The sequence below is a fragment of the uncultured Granulicatella sp. genome (assembly GCF_963516875.1).
GTDB lineage: Bacteria > Bacillota > Bacilli > Lactobacillales > Aerococcaceae > Granulicatella.
On the sequence record NZ_CAUQCL010000018.1, the window covers coordinates 1 to 19,735 of the forward strand.

15 protein-coding genes are annotated in these 19,735 nt (G+C 36.4%); 4 read left to right on the plus strand and 11 right to left on the minus strand.

Annotation, left to right across the window (positions count from 1 at the left end):
* The 10 genes from RWM24_RS06925 to RWM24_RS06970 form a co-directional block, all read right to left on the minus strand.
* The coding region (locus RWM24_RS06925) for a CD3337/EF1877 family mobilome membrane protein (protein WP_314112804.1) at window positions 1-1,847 on the minus strand (1,847 nt) is incomplete at its 3' end.
* 2 nt (window positions 1,848-1,849) lie between these two features.
* Complete coding sequence (locus tag RWM24_RS06930; RefSeq protein ID WP_314112806.1) at window positions 1,850-4,297, minus strand: ATP-binding protein; 2,448 nt, start codon at window positions 4,295-4,297, stop codon at window positions 1,850-1,852.
* Window positions 4,281-4,673: a conjugal transfer protein gene (locus RWM24_RS06935; RefSeq protein WP_000723888.1), complete on the minus strand. Its 393-nt coding sequence runs from the start codon at window positions 4,671-4,673 to the stop codon at window positions 4,281-4,283. Before RWM24_RS06935 ends, RWM24_RS06930 begins: the two co-directional genes overlap by 17 nt.
* Before the next feature lie 88 nt (window positions 4,674-4,761).
* The gene (locus RWM24_RS06940; RefSeq protein WP_000342539.1) at window positions 4,762-5,259 is read right to left on the minus strand and encodes an antirestriction protein ArdA; all 498 of its coding nucleotides are present in this window, start codon (window positions 5,257-5,259) and stop codon (window positions 4,762-4,764) included.
* A 116-nt stretch (window positions 5,260-5,375) separates the two neighbouring features.
* Window positions 5,376-5,597 carry a hypothetical protein gene (locus tag RWM24_RS06945; protein WP_001009056.1) on the minus strand — a complete coding sequence of 74 codons (222 nt, stop codon included), beginning with the start codon at window positions 5,595-5,597 and terminating at the stop codon, window positions 5,376-5,378.
* Between the two features lie 42 nt (window positions 5,598-5,639).
* Window positions 5,640-6,845 (minus strand): MobT family relaxase, encoded by a 1,206-nt coding sequence (gene mobT, locus RWM24_RS06950; protein ID WP_000398284.1) that lies wholly within the window; start codon window positions 6,843-6,845, stop codon window positions 5,640-5,642.
* A gap of 22 nt (window positions 6,846-6,867) precedes the next feature.
* Window positions 6,868-7,020 carry a hypothetical protein gene (locus RWM24_RS06955; protein WP_000879507.1) on the minus strand — a complete coding sequence of 51 codons (153 nt, stop codon included), beginning with the start codon at window positions 7,018-7,020 and terminating at the stop codon, window positions 6,868-6,870.
* Window positions 7,021-7,022: 2 nt separating this feature from the next.
* Entirely contained in the window at window positions 7,023-8,408 is a 1,386-nt protein-coding gene (locus tag RWM24_RS06960) for an FtsK/SpoIIIE domain-containing protein (protein WP_000813488.1), read from the minus strand.
* Between the two features lie 28 nt (window positions 8,409-8,436).
* Window positions 8,437-8,823: a YdcP family protein gene (locus RWM24_RS06965; RefSeq protein WP_000985015.1), complete on the minus strand. Its 387-nt coding sequence runs from the start codon at window positions 8,821-8,823 to the stop codon at window positions 8,437-8,439.
* 15 nt (window positions 8,824-8,838) lie between these two features.
* Window positions 8,839-9,153 carry a YdcP family protein gene (locus RWM24_RS06970; RefSeq protein WP_000420682.1) on the minus strand — a complete coding sequence of 105 codons (315 nt, stop codon included), beginning with the start codon at window positions 9,151-9,153 and terminating at the stop codon, window positions 8,839-8,841.
* Between the two features lie 426 nt (window positions 9,154-9,579).
* Between RWM24_RS06970 and RWM24_RS06975 the strand changes: the two genes are divergently transcribed.
* From RWM24_RS06975 to RWM24_RS06985, 3 genes are all read left to right on the plus strand, one after another.
* On the plus strand, window positions 9,580-12,402 hold the full coding sequence (locus RWM24_RS06975; RefSeq protein WP_314112853.1) for a pneumococcal-type histidine triad protein: 2,823 nt from the start codon (window positions 9,580-9,582) through the stop codon (window positions 12,400-12,402).
* A 215-nt stretch (window positions 12,403-12,617) separates the two neighbouring features.
* Window positions 12,618-14,888, plus strand: a complete 2,271-nt coding sequence (locus RWM24_RS06980) for a C69 family dipeptidase (RefSeq protein ID WP_314112855.1) — start codon at window positions 12,618-12,620, stop codon at window positions 14,886-14,888.
* A gap of 107 nt (window positions 14,889-14,995) precedes the next feature.
* On the plus strand, window positions 14,996-15,688 hold the full coding sequence (locus RWM24_RS06985) for a DUF554 domain-containing protein (RefSeq protein ID WP_314112857.1): 693 nt from the start codon (window positions 14,996-14,998) through the stop codon (window positions 15,686-15,688).
* Window positions 15,689-15,755: 67 nt separating this feature from the next.
* Here RWM24_RS06985 and RWM24_RS06990 read toward each other — a convergent pair whose 3' ends face one another.
* A complete protein-coding gene (locus RWM24_RS06990; RefSeq protein ID WP_314112858.1) occupies window positions 15,756-17,606 on the minus strand; it encodes a glycoside hydrolase family 13 protein in 1,851 nt (616 codons plus the stop codon).
* 268 nt (window positions 17,607-17,874) lie between these two features.
* Between RWM24_RS06990 and glgB the strand changes: the two genes are divergently transcribed.
* Complete coding sequence (gene glgB, locus RWM24_RS06995; RefSeq protein WP_314112860.1) at window positions 17,875-19,728, plus strand: 1,4-alpha-glucan branching protein GlgB; 1,854 nt, start codon at window positions 17,875-17,877, stop codon at window positions 19,726-19,728.
* Window positions 19,729-19,735: the final 7 nt, after the last annotated feature.

A 19,735-nucleotide genomic window follows, 5' to 3' on the forward strand; every position in this document is an offset into this window, starting at 1 on the left:
CTTTCATGAACAGAAGAAGCAGGCTGTTTTTTCTGTTTGACCTGTTCCATTTCAGAGCGACGCTTCGCAATGGTTTTTCGCCTTTGTTCCTGCTGTTCCTTGCGTCCACTGGCTCTGTCCGCTTTGGTTTGAGAAATACTACTGGTTAAATCACGGACATTCTCTTTTACTTTGGATTTTCCTTGATATACTGCATATCTTGCATTGGTCGGCAAATCTTTAACCTGTTCTTTCAAACCACTAGCAGTGTCTACCATTCTGTCTTTGGTATCAGCTACTGTACCGATGGTTTGACCGATACGTTTTCCAAGTGTTGATTTTTCCTTTCCGTCTGGTCGGGAGTGATCTGCTTGTGTCCTTGCAGAACTCCCCGAACCCGACTGTCCTTTTTTACCTGTAACAATGGCAGACCCAGCCCCTAGAGTAGTCATGGAACGTCCAAGTTTCCGCTGTAGACGGTGCATGTGAGCGTGCATAAGCATACGAGGTTTTCTCATCACACGACTTCCCACACTTTGAGAATCGTTACTCTGTAGAGAAAACATACTCATTAAATCGCCCAGCTTGAAGTAGATTCCTGCAAAGGTCACAATCTGTAGAAAAGCAATCAAAAAGAACGGATAACCAGCCGATAAGGTATAGAGCATGGTTGAAATACTAAATGCTGTCGTAATAATCAATGTGATTCCAGCTCGTGTCAAAATGGTATTAAAGAGCTTTGTTATGGCTCGTTTTGACATACCATCAAATGATGGAATCATGCTTAAAATAAAGCTCACAGGCAGAAACATAGCATAGATGATAAAAAGTACCTGCGAGAAAATCATGATTCCTGTTAATAGGAATACAAATATGGAAATCCCAATATTGAAGACAAATAGGAAGAAGACTGTACCTAAACGGTTAATGGTCTTTGTAATGGTTAGATTGGTATTGCTTCTGTCTTCAATTTCTTCCGCAACAATTTTTTCTCTGTCTTCGCCATTGTTGGAATCTGGGCTGGTGGAGAGCAGGCTTTCCACACGGTCAATACCGATACTTTCAATGTCTGAACTGTTGTATTGAAGCAGTAGCCACGGTTGCTGAACCTGTATGGAAAACAGGCTATCTCTGATTAAGTCCACGCTGTCCTTGCCTTGACTATCGGAATGGGGCATGACAATCTTCGTGCCAAGTGATAAACTGGCATTACTGATGTCTGATGAAAAGTCATTGATTTTTTTAATGTAGTCGGGAGCGTAGGCAATAAAGGAAGCCGATAGGATAAACACCAGCACAAAATTCATAATGGCATGAATTGCCTTTGTGGTTTCTCTCTTTATCAGTCCCGTATAGGCAACATAAACCCCAAGAACCAAAATCAAGAGTAAGAGGAATCCAACATAGAAACCCTCTGTTGAAAATCCGTTTGCACTCACACCAGCTAAGGTCTGCATATTCTTACCAATGGAATCTGCTGTAGCGGAAATGAAGTCTAAGGAATAGGCTTCCTGTACTAAGTAACCTGTCGCATTGGAAACATACAAACTGATTGTCCAAATAAAATTGGTAATGGCATATAGTCCATACATGACCTGTTTTCCAATCCCGTCCGACCAGTTCCACGGAAGCCAGCCCCAGCTATTATCCACATAAAAATCCAGTTGATAGTTTTCAAGTGGGTATCGGCTGTATTCATTTGCCACATTGACCGTATCATCTACCAAGCCCGCAGCTTGAACCACCGTTCCCAGCATGGCTAAAAGAAAAATGGCAATCACAAGTGTGAAAGCCACTGTCATTGCCACTTTACCTAGACGTTTCAGCGTCCAGTTTGATTTTATTCTGTTTACTATTGATGGTTTCACATTTACACCTCTTTTCGCACAGGTGGTCTGGTATCAAAGGCATGGAGCAGTTCTTCAAATACAGGGTGGAACTGTATCACACCGACACGACCATATAAATCACTGATAAGGCATTGCCCGTTTTCCAAATCACGCAATCGCTTCTGATTGTTTTCGTCCTCTGGGTCTACACCAAAAAAGGCTAAGGTCTTTTTAATCTCGTTAAGGTCAGTGGAACGAAATGCAAATTTTAAGCCGAGGTTATTTTTCAGTTTTTCATCTAAGAGGTCGTCTGTATTTTGGGTCACGAAATATACCCCAGCGTTCATAGCACGACCAGCCCGAACCAGCTTCATAGATAGTGTTTTTCCTTGTGCTACCTGTAAAAAGCTCCATGCTTCGTCTAAATCTACAATCTTGAAAATGCTTCGGTCTGTATGGATAAAGTCTAAAGCAAAGGTACTAATGACAATCAGCATAGCAACGGATAAAAGCTCCATAGTGGTATATTCCTCAAAGGAAGTTTCCTTGTCGGGAAGTACCAAGTCCGCAACCTGTATAATGTTCAGTTGTTTTTCTAAGCTGATAGACTGCTCCACATAACCATTACTGAATAATAAATGTGCAAAGTCATAGTCTGTAAAACTTTCGATATGGTCGGCTATACTGGTACTTAGTGGCGTATTCTCAACCCGTAATTCCTCAATCACTTTCATCAACCCTCGTACTTCACTATTGGTTACTGCACGAATGGCTTTTCTAAGGATTGGGAAGCGTTCCCCATCACGAGAGGAAATCCCCGTAAGGAATGTCAGAATATCAATAGCCAGTGATTCAGAATCTTTGGGATTTTTCATAATCACATAAGGGTCAAGTAAGCCTTTGTTTTTCTCATCAGAAGTCAGAGTGACGATATTGATTTCATGGGAAATCTCTGGCAAGGTTTCTTTCCATCTGCCACGTTCTGCTTTTGGGTCTACAATCACTGCTTGTGCCCCATAAAGCACCGCATAATAGACGATAAGGTTATTCGCAAAGGATTTACCACCACCCAGCGAACCAACAAAAGCCGACGCTAACGCATTGGTTACTGAACCCTTAACCCCTTGACTGGCAAGAGCAGGTTTCAGATAGACATTGCGTCCAGTATCTAAGCTGTAGCCAACATAAATCCCCTCATTTTCCCCCAGCATTTGAGTAGCACCAAAACCTAAACCAGCGAGGAAATCAGAGGTCACGTATTGAATATAATCATTCATATAACGCTTGCTGGCAGGTAAAAATTCTTCATGTAAGCCGAGCATATCCCCAAATGGTCGTACCAGTTTTACGCTTAAATCGTCATAAAAATCTTTCACTTCATTACAACGACGTTTGAGTTCGTCAAGATCATTTGCTGATACCCTTACCACATAAGACAGCTTGTACATAGATTCCTTGCTTTGGTCTAAATTGGTTTCCAGCTCATTCACACTTTCCAGAGCTTCCGCCACATTGGAGCTGGTTTCATTATCACTTTGCCAAGCGTGGTTATCCAAGTCTTTCAGTTCTTTCTTTTTATTGCGGACAGTAGATAGGGCTTTACGATTCGCTACAATTTCCACATTCATTGACGTATCAATCGGGAATGTAAATTGCTGTTGCTGGTAGTAGAAGATTTCAGAGGACGGGAAGTCCAGTTCTCCGACAATGCTGTTAATGGTAAAGTAAGCTACATAGACGGTTTCATCTTCCTGCTGGATTTTCAAATATCGCTGTTTTTCTTCCACCAAACAGCGAGTAGGCTTAATCAAGTCATAGTATTTAATCAGCGTTTCATTATCCAGCTTTTTCTTTGATAGATGGTACTCATACTCTTCATAGGCAGTGCCTGTCTGTCCGTAAAGGTGTTCAATCAGATAGCCGAAGTCGTCCTTATCTAACCTGCGGATTTTGAAACGACGAGAGATTTTATTTTCTAAGAGCTTTTCCATCTTCTGAAAACGCAGGATTTCATCATTACTCATACTAACAAAATCGCCCATCAGCTTATGGTTCACATCATAGACAAAATCAGACAAAGCATTTTTTGCTTCAACGGTAAGACTTTTCATAGAAAACTCCTGATCGTTGAGAAGCAACTTAAAGCCGATAAAGAAACGGTAGTTCACTTGATTTTCGCCAATCATGGATATTAAAGCGTCTGTCTGTTGGTCGATTTTGTCATAGGCAACCGCTTTGAGCTTGCCAGTGACTTCATTTTTGGAACGCTCTTGTGCAGAACGTATGCTGGATTCTGTACTGATTTGTAAAGCATGAATTTTGCTATCACGATTTTGTGCGATAAGCTGTCTGAAAGAATCATGCACTTGTATTTTCTGTTCTGGACTTAGAAATGAGTAATTGTAAGGAACAAGCTCATAGTAAGCATAACATTCCCCGTCTTTATTCCAGACGAGATTGTTTTCAATGTATTTAATTGGATATGCCATAAAATTCACTCCTAACTGCTGTAATGGCTTCTTGTGGCTGGTTTCTGCCAAGCGTTACTTTTTTTCCTGCATAGGTCAGCTTTGGTCGCAGTGCATAAGCAATGACAGACTTCAAAAATCCATAAGGCTTTTTACCATCAAAAGTTTTTGTAGACATAAACCATGTGAAAGCCACAGGAATCCCAAAGTATTTGAGAAATGCTCCCTCTATCATGGAAAGAGGGGGCAAGTTGCCAAGTATCATCACTGCAAAGAGTGACACGACAAACCATGTCATTTGCGTAAAGGTTATGGGAAACGGAAGTCTAAAATCATTGATAGAATACAGTACCTTTTCCACAGACCAGATACTGGTATAGCTTCGTATTTTCTTCATGTAATCAATCCTTTCATAAAAAATAGGGGTAGCTGATTGAGCCACCCCGTAAAATAGAAAATCTGCCAGTAGTAATGTACCGACAGATTTAATAGACGATTTCAAAAATCCCATGATTGGTTGAGATAAACGTTCCTGAAAGGTCTAAATCCCGACCATAGGCTTGATAATCAATATAGTTTTGAAGACTAGCTGGTACTTCGCCTAAAGCACCCGTTTCTTCAATGTAGTAGCGTGCCACGTCATACATATCATCACAATCGGAATGAATGATAATATCCTCTTGATGTTCGCTTAGTTCTTCAATGCTTGAAAAATGAGTGAGCAGAGCAGATAGCTCCGATTGTAATTCTTCGGGTAATTCCGATACCATTTCCCATAGTCGATTGAGTTCGCCAATGGAAGTGTATTCGTCAACCGTAAAGGGTAACTCGTAGTCATGAATGGCGTATTCCTCATATTCATCATTCAAGCCGATTTTCTCTTTGACTTCCTCAAAGTCAATGGGAAAGGTAAACCACGCACCGACCAATTCGCCCTCATTGTATTTGCCTAAATTCGCAATATAGACTTGCATATCGTCCATATATTCACGTCCTTTCTTTGTAGAGATTCAAAAATCCCTACCGCACTTCGTTTGGTGTACCATTCCTTTGCGGAACATAAGAAAACCACTTATATTCCACAAAAGAACGGTTTTATTTAAGCACCAATAATGCGATTGAATAGCTCTAGTAAAATGTCTTTTACTCCAGCAGCGTTGAAGACTAAGCCAACCGCAATAATCGCAATAATTAAAAAGCCAATCAGTTTGCTAAACTCACGCTTGAAGCCAAGATACAAGCCAATCACAACGATTGCTAAAAGCACCAGTGATTGAGCGTTTGATAGAAACCAGTTATAAAGGTTTTGTCCAAAATTCATAAAAATGTTCTCCTCTCTATATTCAATGAATTTGTATTTGAGTTATTTTTTTGTTGTTATCACGTCCTGTTCTTTTACTGACTGTTGCTTCAAAATCTGCTTGTGTCGGTCTGTCAGTTTCGCATGGTCGAGAATGTCTTTTACAACCTGCGTCTGGTTGATTTCATCAAGTTTAATCGCAACCTTTAAGGTCGGGGCAACTTGATGAGATAGCCAGTTCAGCGTCCTTTGGAAGGAGTAAGGCTCTGGTTTTGTGGTTAGTTTTAATCGTTCACGATTGTTCCCAATAAACCAAGCCCATTCTTCATTCAGTTTCCAATCAGAACGAGGTTTGGAATCGTCTTTATCTACAAAACGGATATACCGATTGATAATTTTAAAGGCGGTATGCTCTGGATTGTCATAGACGAGTAAATCACGGACTGCATAATAGGCACGCTCATTTTTCAATCGAATCTCAAAACGGTTTTTTACTTCTGCGTCTTCAATGGGAATATCATTTTTCTTGTACTGCTCGTAGTCCTTTTCATAGATACAGAAATAAACTTCACTTTGTAATGAACCGATATAGAGGGTGTTTCCCATACATTCCTTTTCCTCTTTGCGTACCAGTTCGCCACTGCGATAGCTTTTAAAACTGCGGAAGACGGAGATACATTCTTCCTGTTGGCACTTTTCAGTGAGTACAGGGATATTTAAAATCCCTGTCTTATCGTTAATGGCAAGGTCAAGGCGTTTCATCACACCGCCAGCCACCAAAACGTCCATAAAGAACTCATACCAGCTTCTTTGTTGTGCCAGAAGATAGCTTTCAAATTGTCTGCACCCACGACCTTTCAATTCCACCAGAACTCCTTTGTCCAGTTCATGGGAGCAAAGGACGAATATGTCGCCTAAAGCATAATGCTCTGAATAAGAATAGAAACCATAGTCCTCATGAAGAAAATAGGACAGTTTCAGTTGTAAGATGTTTTCGACCACCTGCTGTACGTCTGTTGTCGGAAAGCGAATTCTTACATAATCAAACAGCATTTCAAGGGGAGCGTCGGGATTGAAGCGTTCCAGAGCTTCCCAAAGGGACTGCTGTAAATCCTCTGATGGCTTGACTTTTCCTGTTTCAATATCGCTTAGATACTGCCTTGTAATACCAGTCGCAACAGCTAAACGGTTTTGAGATAGTCCATAAGCCAAGCGTTTTTCTTTTAAATGCTGTAACCAAGTTTGTTCATTCAGTAAAAATCCCTCCAATCAAAAAGGCGTATGTCAACTTTTAAAGCCCATTTGACATACGCTGAAATTTTGTAAATCCCTTGTAACCAAAGGATTTTCTAATGTTTTTTTGACTGTTTCCTGTCGATTTGTACCCCCCTGTTAGATACGGGGGGTTAAGTGCTGGCGTGGCTATTGCCACACCAGCCAGCAAGATCAGTCCACACCTGCGACTTCCGCTTCGCACGTCGCCTGCGTGGACTGTCTGCTGTTGGATAACTTTTTAATTTCCTCCAAGAAATCATATCCTTTTGGTACAAGGGGAGTATAAAACTCTGATATGACACTTGTTCCTACATCAACATAGCCACGACCTTTGATTCGCTTTAAGAAGAAATCCTTTTGTACGTCACTGCCAAACATCATGCCATAGCCCATTTCAGACATACGACCTAAAGCCACTCTGAAATTAAACTGATCACGGATTCCGTCGCCTAAATATTTTGCGTCTGGACGTTGACAAGCCAGTATTAGAAAGAAGCCAGCTTGACGACCTAACATGACAATCTGTTTCAGCTTATTCATAACTGCGGTGTTTTCTTTTGTTCCCAGCATTTCCATGAAAGCGACGTATTCATCAAAGATTAAGAAGTGTGCCGGGAGACCTAAGTAAGCATAATTTTTGCCAGTCTTATAGTTCTTCATCTGCTTCATTTCCTCACTACGTTTCATCATTTCTTCATAGAATGTTTCAATGCAAGAAAGCAAGTCTTCTTTTCTATAGTAGACATTTGCCATCACAGAACCTAAGTCCGCAAGATCAGCATTTTTCGGGTCAAGAATATACAGTTTTGAATCTGTATGAAGCAAGGCTTCAATCAGTGTCAGTATAAAGTAAGTTTTACCGCCACCTGTACCACCAGCAATCAACATATGAGGGAGCTTATCATATTCCCACCATACGTTTTTCATTAAGCGAAGTTTACCATCTTTAGCTTCTACTTCATCAATAGAAATACGACTGGCTATGGTGTCATAGAGCAAAGTATATTCCACATAGGAATCCTTTAACTCTTTATCCGTCAGCTCACAGTACAAGCCACTCTCTAATTTCTTTTCCAAGTGTAAGAGTTGGTCTTGATATTTTCCCAGCGTGATTTCCACCCGTATCTGTATCAAGCCATTTTTAAGTCGATAATACATTTTAGGGAAGTAGGTTATCTTTTCCTTTGTACGACCAGCACTATCTTTAAAGAAACCCTCTGTTTTGACCTGTTCAGATTCATACCACTTGTTTTCAAGTATCATCTTTGCCAGTTTTTGACGGTGGTAAAGTTGTTTAACCGTATCATAGCGAACCCGTTTGAATACAAACGCTACCAGCAAGCAGATAAGAATTGCGACACTGAAACTGATAATTAAATAGGGAATGTCAATCTTATCTGCTTGTGATAGGTTAAAATCCTGCCAGTTGATCTGCTGGATTGTCTTCACATGAAACAGTCCGACAACCAGCAGGAAAACAGGCAGGAGTGACGCTATCGTAAAATGAAAGACTAAATCTTTACCAGATGGGCGAATCCTTTTACCACGCTGTTTCATGCGAAAAAGTCTCCTTTCTACCTAGCGACTATTTGTCTTGTGTCGGTTCTTTCTTTGCTTGTGGTTGAGCTTTGAATGAACTAGAATCCTTTGTCAGCACAATATCGTCTGCCTTGATATACCAGTCAACATCTGCTCCTTGATAGGTGGCAGTAGCAACGGTGTCCGCAATGGGATTGATAAGTTCCACCCGTGCGTTATAATCAAACTCTTTCAAAGGCACGCTGGCAGGAATACTTACTTGAATCATGCGTCCTTGTCCTTTGGATTTTAAGTCATAGGTACGTTCCTTGATTTCATCTGAAACCGACCCGTCTTCATTTTGGATTCTCACTTCACGACGTAGAGCAGAGAATTTCAATTCTCCAAAAGTCGTGTCTTTATCTAATACAATGCCATTTGCTAATCTCATCATTTTTCCTCTCTTTCTTTATTCTTTTATCATGTCGTCAGCATGTAAAAGGTAATTTGTAAAACCACGAGTGCCGATTTTGTAGCCCTCTGCGGTAATACGTGGATTGACTAACTTCACACGTTCCTCAAAGCCGAAATGTTTTTCGCCAGCTTCAGCAGGAAGCACCACCACAATATCATCTGCTCTTTGAACATCAGAATAGAGATTATAGCTTCTTGATAAGACAGTTAGCCGTCCGTTGATTCTTCGCTGAACGACTTTATCCTCGCCAGCAAATTCTAAATTGCCGAATGTTTTTTCCATGTTGGGAATCACAAATTTAAGTTCCATATTTTTACCTATCCTTTCTTTTTTATTGGCTGAATGAATGTTTGATGGTCTTAAAGAGTGGGGAACGACCTTTTGATTCTTGATTTTTTGTTTTCATAAGTTCACTTCCTTTCAAAATCGGGTAAAAAAATAGACACCTCATTTTTTGAAGTGTCTACCTATTAAATATTCAAATTTTATTGGAAGTATCTTTATATCTTCACTTTTCAAGGATAAATCGTCGTATCAAAGCTCATTCATAAGTAGTAAATTAGTAGTAAATTGAGTGGTTTTGACCTTGATAAAGTGTGATAAGTCCAGTTTTTATGCGGATAACTAGATTTTTATGCTATTTTTATAATAAAAAATAGGAGATAAGTCTTGACAAAAGATGAAAAAAGGGTTATTTTATAAAACGTAATATTTACGATTTAAAAGGAGATAAATATGAAGCCAACTAGAAAACAACTTTGGATGGCAAGCTTAAGTAGTGTTATTGCACTTAGCACAGCAGCTTGTGGACTATTTCAAGGACAAACAGATAATAATTCTCAACAGCAAGTTGAAGAAACAACAGTTTCTAATGCTCAAATGACTAAATTTGAAAAACTTGCAGAAGAGATTAAAAATAATAAACCGAAAACTATTGTTGGAGAAGTATTCGAAAATGGATATTTAAAAAAACATGGAGATCACTACCATTTTGTATACGGAGCTCCTCCAGCAGATGCTATTTATGAACAAAAGAGTTCTGCAACAGCAATTAGTTCTGCAGATGATGGATATGTTTTTAATCCAAATGATATTGTAGAAGAAAATGAAATGGGATATGTTGTTCGTCACGGAGATCACTTCCACTTTATTTATAAAAACAATGCCCAACAAACAATTGCAACAACATTGGCTACAAATTCAGTAGCACATGAACATCATGAAGAAGATGGGTATGTATTTGATAAAAAAGATGTTGTTAGTGAGACAGAAACAGGATATGTCGTAAGACACGGGGACCATTTCCATTTTATATATAAAGATAAACAAGGAAATCCAGTAGTAACTACAGAGCACCATGAACACGAAGGTGAGCACCATGAACACGATGGAGAACATCACGACCACGAAGGTGAACACCATGACCATGATGGGTATGTATTTGATAAAAAAGATATTGTTAGTGAAACAGCAGAAGGTTATGTAGTACGTCATGGAGATCACTTCCACTTTATTTACAAGGATAAAGATGGGAAACCAGCAGCTAGTGCTGAACACCATGAACACGAAGGTGAGCACCACGACCATGAAGGTGACAAACATGATCATGAAGGCGAGCACCATGACCATGATGGGTATGTATTTGATAAAAAAGATATTGTTAGTGAAACAGCAGAAGGTTATGTAGTACGTCATGGAGATCATTTCCACTTTATTTATAAAGATAAACAAGGAAATCCAATTTTAGATCACCATGACCACGAAGGTGACAAACATGACCATGAAGGTGAGCACCACGACCACGAAGGTGACAAACATGACCATGATGGCTTTGTCTTTAGAAAAGAAGATATTGTAAGTGAAACTGAATCTGGATATGTAGTACGTCATGGCAATCATTTCCATTTTGTTTATAAAGACAAAAATGGAAAACCAATTTTAGATAATCACCACCATGAGCATGAAGGAGATAAACATGACCACGAAGGTGAGCATCATGACCATGATGGCGACAAACATGAACATGAAGGTGAGCACCACGACCATGACGGTGAAGTAACTTCAGATAACCATGATTCTACAATTCCAAATGAAAAAGATTTAAATGAAAAATCTCCGGAAGTTCAAAAATATTTGGACTACATTGCTTATGCATATGGTGTTGAAAGAGATTCAATTAAATTAGAATCTGCTTATAAAGATGGAAAATATGTAGGAAAAGTATTTGCTTTCCAAAATATGGAACAAGGTCAAGATAAAACACATATCCATCCTTGGGCGATTCCACTACGTAATTTTGAAGTTCCAAGTTCAGATGAATCAATTGACCCTGAATTAAGATTTGCACAAGAAATTGCTTCTTTAGCAAAACGTATGGGAATTTCTGTAAAAGATATTCGAATTTTAGGCGATAAATTTGAAGTACCACATGGAGACCATAGTCACTCTCTAAAAATTCAAAATATTGAAGGTGCTAAAAAATATGTTGCGAATAAATTGAAAGAAATTACACCAACTTATATTGCTGGAGATTTAGATACTAAAGCAGTTGAAAATCAAATTGAATCTTTAGCAAATAAAGCAGCTGAAAAATATAAAACTCAACCTGTTGAATTAAGTCGTATCCTTACAAGTTTACGTGAAATTAAAGAACGTTTAGATGAAAAAGGAAATTCAACTCAAGGATATTTAGAGTTATTAAAACAATTTGATGAAAAATATATTGAAAAAGCATCAACAGTAACAACACCAGAACTTTCTAAAGAAGAGAAAGCTCTAAACGCATTACACGAAAGTGTTATTCGTATGATCAATGAATTGGAATTAAAAGATTATAATGTTACAAAAGATGAATTAAGAGCTGCAGCAAATAAAGCTATCGAAGCCAAAGATATGAAAGCTTTAGAAGCAGTAAGAGATTATGTACAAGCTTTACAAGATGCAAATAAACGTCTTGGAGTTGAAGCGATGAAATATTTATATTTCTTTACACAACATGTACAAGACAAACCATTACCTTTTGAATTAAGAGAAAAAGTTTCAGAGTTAATTTCAAAAATTTCAAAAGCAAAATTCATTCCAGGTGAAACAGGAACAACTGAAGCTGTAATTAGTCCATCATACCTTACAAAAAATGAACTTAAGAAAGTTTATGAAAATCCATCTGAAAAAGTGGATACACGTGTTGGTGAAAAATACAAGGCAATTGCAAAACCAGATGATGAAGAATCTATGAGTAAATTAGCTGAGATGAAAGAAATGGCTGAAATTGCGTTGGATCAAGAAGATAAAGATAATTCAATCCCAACTTCAGATTTCACTGAAGAACTATCTGAAGAAGTGAAGAAAGATTTAGCAACACCAAAATCTAAAGATCAAGCAACTTCTGAAAATACAACAACTCCAAAAGCTGAGGAAACATCTACAAATGTTACAAGTACTCCAACTGAAAAGGAAAAACCTGTAGCCAATGATAAAGTAGAAGAAAATGTAGCACCTACTACAGCAACAACTGCTTCACAACCTGCAACGTCAGCTAGTGAAAAACTACACGCTTAATTTGTCGATAAACTGATAGCCAAACTACTTGTAGAGCATACATATAGTGGCAATCGAAAAAGAACCGAATTATATTCGGTTCTTTTTTTATATAATCATTATAATTATTATAAATCAATGAAAAGTATTGATTTTATAACAAAGAAAGCGTATTCTACAATTGGTTAAAATAATCGTTTAACCATAATAGATTCTTTTAAAAAGAGGGGATAGCTATGAATAAAAAAGTTAGTAAGACATTATTATCTACTGTCCTTATTGGACTTGTGTTATCTCAACAAGCTGTTGAAGCTTGTTCTGCATTTATTATTGGTAAGGGACTAACAAAAGATGGTTCGTTCTTATATGGACGTACGGAAGATTATCCATATCCACACGAAGATGGAACTCAAGAACATACTCATAATAAAAATTTCTTTGTAAATCCTGCTAAGGATTATAAAGAAGGAGATATTCTCTTGGATAAATCAACTGGAACAGTTTATCCTCATTTAAAACATGAATATAAATATACAGTAGTAGCGGATGATTCAAGAGATTCAAATGAAGGTATTTTCTCTGAACATGGTTTTAATGAACATGGGGTTTCAATGACTGCAACAGTAACAGCAACACCACGTAGTGAAGTTGTAGGAGGAAAAGCTCCAAAAGTTGCAGCAGATGGACGAGTTTTGGAAGGACCAGAAAATGAAGTTGAATATCCGGCGATTGATCCACTAGTTAAAGCAGGAGTTACTGAAGCAATTGTAACAGATTTAATTTTACCACGTGTAAAAACAGCTAAAGAAGCAGCTCAATTATTAGCAAAAGAAATTGATGAAAAAGGGTCTGCAGAAGGAAATATTATTGTTTTTGCTGATAAAAACGAATTATGGTATATGGAAATTTATTCAGGTCATGAGTATGTAGCATTTAAATATCCAGACGATAAATATTCTGTATTTCCAAATACGTATTTCTTAGGTAAAGTGAATATTAATGATAAAGAAAATATTATTGCTTCAAAAGGAATTATTGAAACTGCTAAAAAAGCAGGAGTATTTGTAGGGGAGGAAAGTAAAGGGGAAATTGATTTAGCGGCTACTTATGCGCCACCTTTAGAACGTGGTGACCGTTCACGTGTGTATGCAGGAATTAAGTTATTAAACCCATCTTCTAACGTAACTTATCAAGATAAACGTTATGAATTTTTACAAGATAGCCCAAGAAGAGATTTCACTGTAATCGATGGCTTAAATGTTCAAAGAAATCGTTTTGAAACATTAAACGGAGAATTAGTACCTGATGATCAAGTGCCAGGTTATGATACTAAGACAGATGCTTATAGAAAACAAGCAGATCCATCTGATCCAAACTATGGAAAATATGCTTATGCTCCAGGAAACGAAAATGTGATTGATCCACACGTTTATCAAATTAACCAAAAATTACCACAATCATTAGGTGGGGTAATGTGGTTAAGTTTAGGTCGTTCACGTAATACACCATATGTTCCTTATTTTGGTAGTATTAAAGATACATTTGAAGCTTATAAAGTAAGAGGAAATAAATATGATGCTAATTCTTGGTATTGGGTAGCTACTAATATTGATACAATGGTGATGGATCATCCAGATTTATTTGGAAAGACTATTCGTTCAAATTGGGAAAAAATGGAAGCATTATTAATAGATTACCAAAATCAATTAATTGATGAATATACAGGTAAATCTGATGATTATGTAAAAGAACATGCTGATGAATATACTGCTAAATCAATTGCAGTTGCAAAATCTGTCTTCCAATTAATGAAAGATATAGAAGCTAAGATGGAAAAAGCTGTTGAAACAAAAACACCACTAGCAAGTCCATTTATCGATGTGACACCATTGAAAGAAGTATTAGATCGTCTACAACCTGCTGAAACAACAACAGCTGCAGCAACGACAAATACGAATACTTATATTGCTTCAAATAATCAATCTTCAACCTCTTCTAATACAACTCAAACAACACCTGTTCAAAAGAAAGGTTTTGATGGTAAACATTATATCAATGAAGAAGGACAAAAGGTAAGTAATCAATGGGTTTATGATGTAACTTATCAAAGCTGGTTCTTTATTGATTCAAATGGAGAATATGTTGAAAATCAATGGGTTGGAGATTACTATGTAAAACCTGGCGGATACATGGCGAAGTCAGAATGGATTCATGATCAAAAATCTAATACTTGGTATTTTGTAAATTCTGAAGGAAAATACTTAAGAAATACTTGGGAAAAAATTGATAATAAATGGTATTACTATAATGGATCAGGTAAGATGGAAAGTGATTGGGTATTCTTAAATGGAAAATGGTTCTATTTAGAAGAAAGTGGAGCAATGAAAGAAAACCAATGGTTTGAAGTCAATGGAAAATGGTACTATGTTGATGAATCAGGTGAATTATTAGTCAATACGAAAACTCCTGATGGATACTATGTAAACGAAAATGGAGAATGGGTTTAATTCTTTAAAGTAAATAAGGAATCCATTAGAATTGCTAAATTCTAATGGATTTTCTAGTTTAATAGCAGTATACTTGTAGCAGTATTGCTAAAAGGAGCTAGAATTAAATGGGTGTAATCATAAATGTTATTGCGATTGTGATTGGTACAATGATTGGATTATTCTTAAAACGAGGAATGTCTGAAAAGATGTCTTCTCATATTATGCAAGGTCTTGCATTAATCACGTTTATCATTGGATTAAAAGGAGCTTTAGTAGATCAAGATATGATTTTGTTAATTGTTTCGATTTCGCTGGGAGGATATCTTGGGGAAATGATGCAATTAGAAGAGAATATTCGAAAATTTGCAGAGTGGGTTCAAGATAAACTTTCCAAAGAAGGGGCTCAAAATCAATTGGCAGAAGGTTTTGTGTCAGCTGTATTAATTTTTTGTGTTGGAGCAATGGCGGTAATGGGGTCTCTTGAAGCAGGATTGAGAAATAATCACGGTATTTTAATAACGAAAGCTTTAATTGATGGATTTGCTTCGATTATTTTGACGACGACAAAAGGAGCAGGAGTCATGTTATCCGCATTAGCCATTCTCTTGTATGAAGGGGGAATGATAGTTCTCGCTCAATTTGTAGCACCGTATTTAAGTGAATCGATTGTCTATGCAATGTCTGCAGTGGGTTCTTTATTACTTGTTGCATTAGGATTGAATCTATTAGAATTAACGAAAATTAAGGTAATGAACTTTTTACCAGCAATGTTTTTACCGATTGTGTTAATTCCATTATTTAGTCTCATTCGTGGATAAGATAAAAATGAGAGAGTGAATAGGATACAAGCTGTATTTCTGTTCACTCTCTTTTAATATGAAAAATTTAATTTAATTGAATGGCTCCGAAACTATTTGGTCCTACTACAGTTCCATGAGGAGTTGGGTAAAATTCTCCTTTTTGGTAATGGATTTCTCCTGAATAGTTTCCAATAAAATGAGCAGAATCATCTAAATTGATGATACATAATAGTTTGCCACGTTTATAAGCAATACAGCCATCGGCTACTTTAATGATATCACAGTCTGATTTAAAATCTTCTTGGTGTTGATGTCTAAAGTTTGTTAATTCTTGATAGAATGCTAAAACTTCATCATCTTTCTCATTGAATTTGAAAGGCATACGATTATAAGGATCTCTAAAGCCATACATACCAATTTCATCTCCATAGTAAATACTAGGTACACCAGGAAGGGTAAATTGAATAAAGGAGGCACTAAAGAATCTTTCTTTTGCTAATTGATATTCACTCTCCGTTAGCTTGTAATCTGGTCGTTTTTCAACAGGAAATTCCTCAGGATTTTCGAAAGCTAAAACTGTTAAAATTCTTTCTGTATCATGAGTAGATAATAAATTCATTAAAACATCCAAGGCAGGTTTTGGATAGTTTTCTAGTAATTCTAATAGAGCTAGAGAAAATTGATGTGCATTTTTATGTTTAACAAAGCGGATAATCGCATCTCTCCATGGATAATTCATGACGCTATCAAATTGTTTTCCTAAGAAATATCTTCTTCTTGTGTTGTAAGAGAATTTAGTTGTTGCATCTTCCCAAACTTCCCCTAATAAGAAGCAATCTGGATCTTCTTGTTTAGCAGACTTTCTTAATTGATCAATGAAACAATCAGGAAATTCATCTGCAACATCAATTCGCCATCCACCAATTCCTAATCGTTGCCAATAAGGAATGACACCATTTTGAGCATCAAACATAAATTCTTGATATTCCTTATTTTCTTTAATAACCGTTGGTAAATTCGTGAATCCCCACCATGATTGATACACATTTGGAAATTCATTAAAAGTAAACCATGGATAGTATGGGGAATCTTGAGATTGGTAAGCTCCCACACTGTCATAATGACCATAACGGTTGAAATAAATACTATCTGCACCCGTATGGCTAAATACTCCATCTAATGTAATACGAATATCATGTTCTTTAAAGTCTTTACATAAATCTTTAAAGTCTTGCACCGTACCTAAATAAGGATCTACATTAAAGTAATCCGAAGTAGAATAGCGATGATTTTCAGGACTTTCAACAATTGGATTCAAGTAAATACTATCAATCTTTAGTTGTTTAAAGTAAGGTAATTCTTCATGAATTCCTTTTAGATTTCCCATAAAGAAATCTTGTGCTCGATAATTGTCATGGGTAATAGAAGAATATGGAATGGCATTCCAGTCGTCATGACGAACTCTTGTTTCTTCATTAGCAGCAACAGTTGCTTGATAATGAGGACTCTTTTTAAAGCGATCTGGGAAAATTTGATACATAATACTGCCTTTCATCCAATCTGGAGTTTGGAAGTCTGCATCATAAACCGTTAATTGCCAAGAAGCATAAGATTGTTCTTCCATTGTAAGAACAGCATCAAATTCATGTTTTTTCAAGTAACCAATTGAATCATCAAATGTAACTTCAAAATCATAAAAATAAAGTCCTGTTTCTAATGCTGGAACGGTAACAGTATATTTTCTATAATGTTTTTCTAAAATGTCCGTTTTATGTAATAGATAAATATTTTTTTGATGTGTAAAATCATTTAATAAAGTAAGAGAAAGTGTTCTAAAATAAAAATCTTGATGAATCCATACTTCAAAGAGAATCTCTTGAGAAGAAGAGACAGCTCCTTTTGGATATTTATTTTTTATCGGATTAAATAATATCAAAAAATATCTTCCTTTCTAAAAAACTTGTATTACTGCAATTGTAGTATAAATTGAAGAAAAAAGAAATAGTTTGATAGAATAACGAATATGACAATAAATAAAACGCTTTATTTTTTTGAAAAAAATATACGAAAATAGGCAAAGATATGTTATAATCAAATTGTAAATAAACGGAAAAAAAGAATCTATAGGTTTTTATGCAACAAAAAATGTAAACGCTTGTAAAAATTCGTAAAACGGATTGAAGAAGGATAAAGGAGGAGTGCGTATGAGTAATTCTTTAGCAGAATATTTATTCCATGAAGGGAAAAATTTTCGTACCTATGAGTATTTGGGATCTTTTTTAGAAGGAAATCATTGTACCTTTCGAGTGTGGGCACCTCATGCAGAAGAAGTTTATGTTTCAGGAGATTTTTGTAACTGGAATCCAACAGCTTATCCATTAAATAAAATCAATGATCAAGGGATTTATGAAGGGGTTGTTGAGGGACTTCATTCTTATGATGCCTATAAATATGTTATCAAAACAAATGATGGTCGGATGCTCTGGAAAGCAGATCCATATGCTAGACATGCTGAAACTCGTCCATTAACAGCTTCAAAAGTTTATACAGATTCAAATTATGAGTGGAATGATGATAAGTGGATGAAACAAAGAGAAGTTCCTTATCAAAAACCAATGAATATTTATGAAGTACATTTAGGTTCCTGGAAAAATAAAGAAAATGGTGATTTTTATAGTTATCGAGAATTAGCAGATACTTTAATTCCCTATGCAAAGAAGATGCATTATACACATCTTGAACTTCTTCCGATTACAGAATATCCTTATGATCCATCTTGGGGATATCAAGTAACAGGATATTTTGCAGTTACTTCAAGATATGGAATACCGGAGGATTTTAAATATTTAATCGATAAGGCACATCAAAATGGTATTGGAGTTATTTTAGATTGGGTTCCCGGGCATTTTACAAAAGATGCATTCGGTCTTTATGAATTTGATGGTCAATGTTGTTATGAATATTCTGATGAAAGAAAGAAAGAACATTTGTCATGGGGGACAAGAGTATTTGATTATGGTCGTGGTGAAGTTTGCTCCTTCTTATATTCCAGCACTTGTTACTGGATTGAAGAATTTCACTTAGATGGTCTAAGAGTGGATGCAGTCAGTTCGATGTTATTTTTAAACTATGATCGTCCTGAGCATTTAGCTGCAAAAAATATTTATGGTGGAAATGAAAACTTAGAAGTGTTAGAGTTCTTTAAAACATTGAATCAATATGTTCGCCAACATTATCCAGGAGTGATGATGATTGCTGAAGAAGCGACTGCATATCCAAAAATAACTGCTCCAATTGATGAAGGTGGTTTAGGATTTCATTATAAATGGAATATGGGTTGGATGAATGACAGTTTAGATTATGTTGAGGTAGATCCATATTTTCGTCAAGGATGTCATCATCGATTAACCTTTTCAATGTGTTATGCATTTGTTGAGAATTTTATATTACCAATTTCTCACGATGAAGTCGTTCATGGGAAAAAATCCTTATTAGATAAAGCGCCTGTGAATTACGAAGAAAAGTTTTCGCATTATAAAGCTTTTTTAGGCTATATGTTTGGACACCCAGGTAAAAAGCTAACATTTATGGGAAGTGAAATTCCCCAGTTTATAGAATGGGATGAAAAACGGGAATTAGATTGGTTCTTATTAGATTACCCTCTTCATCAGAGTACTCATCGATTTGTACAAGAATTAAATCAATTTTATAAAGTCAGTCCAGCATTGTGGGAACACGATGGTGGTTGGGCAGGATTCGAATGGCATGTCGTAGAAGATGCTTCCCACAATGTATTTGCTTTTTCAAGAAAAGCTGAACAACAGGAAGTATTAGTAATTTCGAATTTTTCTGGTCAAAATTGGGATTCTTATCACATTGGTTTTGAAACAGAACGTCATTATAAAATGGCACTTAATTCAGATGCTAAAAAATTTGGTGGGCAAGGTGTATTAAATCGAAACTTAAAAACTGTTCAGCAAATATGCGGAGAATTCCCGTTTACTTTAAAAATAAACATACCAGCTTTTTCAACACTCTATCTTGAAAGAATAGATTAAACTAGAT